The sequence below is a fragment of the Mesorhizobium sp. M7A.F.Ca.CA.002.09.1.1 genome, from assembly GCF_003998555.1.
Taxonomy (GTDB): Bacteria; Pseudomonadota; Alphaproteobacteria; order Rhizobiales; family Rhizobiaceae; genus Mesorhizobium; species Mesorhizobium ciceri.
The window spans coordinates 1-2387 of record NZ_RZRR01000863.1 but is presented as its reverse complement, the minus strand read 5'-3'; the positions used below and the strand labels follow the sequence as shown (position 1 = coordinate 2387).

Genomic DNA, 2387 nt, shown 5'->3' with positions numbered 1-2387 from the left:
TCGTCCAGCCATTCGATTGAAGGGCGGTCAGGGGTTCATGATTCGTATTCTGCAGAACTGGACGCGACGCTGGAGCGAACTCTCTCTTGCCTTGCAATTCGTCGTTGCCGGCGGTTTTGGCCTGCTGGCCGTCATGCTGGTGGTGGGCGCCTGGGTGACGGCGCAGATCAGAGAGGGCGTCATCCGCAATTCGGCCGCCACGACGGCGCTCTATGTCGACAGCGTGATTGCGCCGCTGCTTCCCGACTTGCGCAAGGAGCAGGAGCTCAGCGATTCCGTCAAGCAGGCGCTGGACGAGACGCTTGGCCAGGGCGCGCTCGGCAAGCGCCTCGAATCGTTCATGCTCTGGCGCCGCGACGGGACGGTCCTCTATGCCAAGGAGACGGCCCTGATCGGCCGCCGCTTCGCTCCGAGCGACAATCTGCGTTCCGCTTTCCAAGGCAATGTCGTCGCTGAATTCAATACTTTCGATGAGGATGAGAGCGAGGAGAAGGCGACCGGCTTGCCATTGCTGGAGATCTACAATCCCGTGCGCGAGCCCTGGTCGGGCGAGGTGGTGGCGGTTACCGAGTTCTATGAGATCGCCGACGATTTCCAGGCCACCCTGGCTTCCGCTCTGTGGTCGAGCTGGCTGATCGTGGCCGGCGCGACCCTGGCGGCATTCCTGCTCCTGTCGGGCATCGTCCTGCGCGGCAGCCGCACCATCGACGACCAGCGTGGGGCGCTGCGCCGCCAGGTGTCGGAACTGCAGGGTCTGGTGGCGCAAAACAGTGCCTTGCGACTGCGCGTGCAACAGGCCTCGCGCCGCGCCACCGCGCTCAACGAAAGATATCTGCGCCGCATCGGCGCCGACCTGCATGACGGCCCGGCCCAACTCGTGGCCCTGGCGGCGCTGCGCATGGACAGCCCGATATTTTCCAGCGATGGCCATTCGGGCGCAAGCCGCTCGACCGAGGTCACGATGATTCGCAAGACGCTGGAGGATGCGATGCGCGAAATACGCGGCATCTGCACCGGCCTTGTCCTGCCGCAGATCGAGACGGCTGCCGCAACCGACATTCTGCGGCTGGCCGTCAAGGAACACGAACAGAGGACGGGAACGTCGGTGACGCTGACGCTGGCCGGACAGTTGCCTGAACCCGGCGCCTCCGAGAAGATCAGCATCTATCGTTTCGTCCAGGAAGGGCTGAACAATGCCTATCACCACGGGCTAGGCAAGGATCAGGCGGTGAGTGCCGGGATGAAAGGTGGCAGGCTTTTTGTCGAAGTGTCGGACCGCGGGCCGGGTTTCGATCCGACGGCACGGGTCGAGGGCCTCGGGCTCGCCGGCCTCAGGGAACGGGTCGAAAGCATTGGCGGACAGTTCGAAACCTTGACCGGGCCGCAAGGTACGCGTTTGGTGATCCGTCTGTCGGTCGAGGAGCAAGCATGACTGGGACCATTCGCATTGCCATTGTCGACGATCATCCCCTCTTTCGCGAAGGTGTGACGCGCAGCCTGTCGGAGATCGGAGGCTTCGAGATGGTTGGCGAGGGCGCCACGGCGCAGGATGCCGAACGCCTCGCCGCGACGATGCGGCCCGACATCTTGCTGCTCGACATCTCGATGCCGGGCGGCGGGCTGAGCGCGGTCGCAAGCATCCTCGCCAACCATCCCGCCCAGAAGATCGTCATGCTGACCGTCTCGGAGGCCAATGCCGATGTGACCAAGGCGCTGAACGCAGGGGTGAATGGCTATGTCCTCAAAGGCGTCGGATCGCGCGGCCTCGCCGACATCCTGCGCAATGTCGCAGCCGGCGAAAGCTATCTCTCGCCGACACTATCGGCCCGGCTGCTTTCGGATCTCCAGTCCCAGCAGCCGACCGACGGCTTGGCGGAACGGCTGCGGCAGCTCACCGATCGGCAAACGGAAATCCTGCGGCTGGTGGCGGAGGGGCTGAGCAACAAGGAAGTCGCCTTGCGGCTTGAGTTGCAGGAGAAGACCGTCAAACATCACATGACCGGAGTGCTGTCGAAGCTCAATGTGCGAAATCGCACCGAAGCGGCCTTGATGATGCGTGAGTGGCGCGACCGCGACAGGCCTTCCTAAAGCATTTCACCGTTTCACGGAAACGGCGAGCTGCTCTAACTCTGTGACGCAATTCCCAAGGGAACGGGAAAACCGCTTCACACTTTTTCTAGAATTGCTCTGGGCAGGTCCGAAGAAATGCGCAGCGGTTTCCCGTCCCGGATTGCGCAAAAGCGCGTCGCGCCTCGGGACCGCAGCCATTGCGGTGCCGAAAACCGGGACGACGCCGGCCGGAAACGAGGTCACCTCCGCCGGGGGGCGGCGGAGGTGACGTGCAAAGCTGACCGTTGCCTGTTGGCCAGCTTCACAAGGCCTTGAGA

2 protein-coding genes are annotated in these 2387 nt (G+C 63.4%); both read left to right on the top strand.

Going from position 1 to position 2387, the window contains the following annotated elements:
* Positions 1–37: 37 nt before the first annotated feature.
* Positions 38–1432, top strand: coding sequence for a sensor histidine kinase (locus EN994_RS27470; protein WP_127307967.1), 1395 nt, complete (start codon positions 38–40; stop codon positions 1430–1432).
* Complete coding sequence (locus tag EN994_RS27465) at positions 1429–2088, top strand: response regulator transcription factor (protein ID WP_013528674.1); 660 nt, start codon at positions 1429–1431, stop codon at positions 2086–2088. Before EN994_RS27470 ends, EN994_RS27465 begins: the two co-directional genes overlap by 4 nt.
* Positions 2089–2387: the final 299 nt, after the last annotated feature.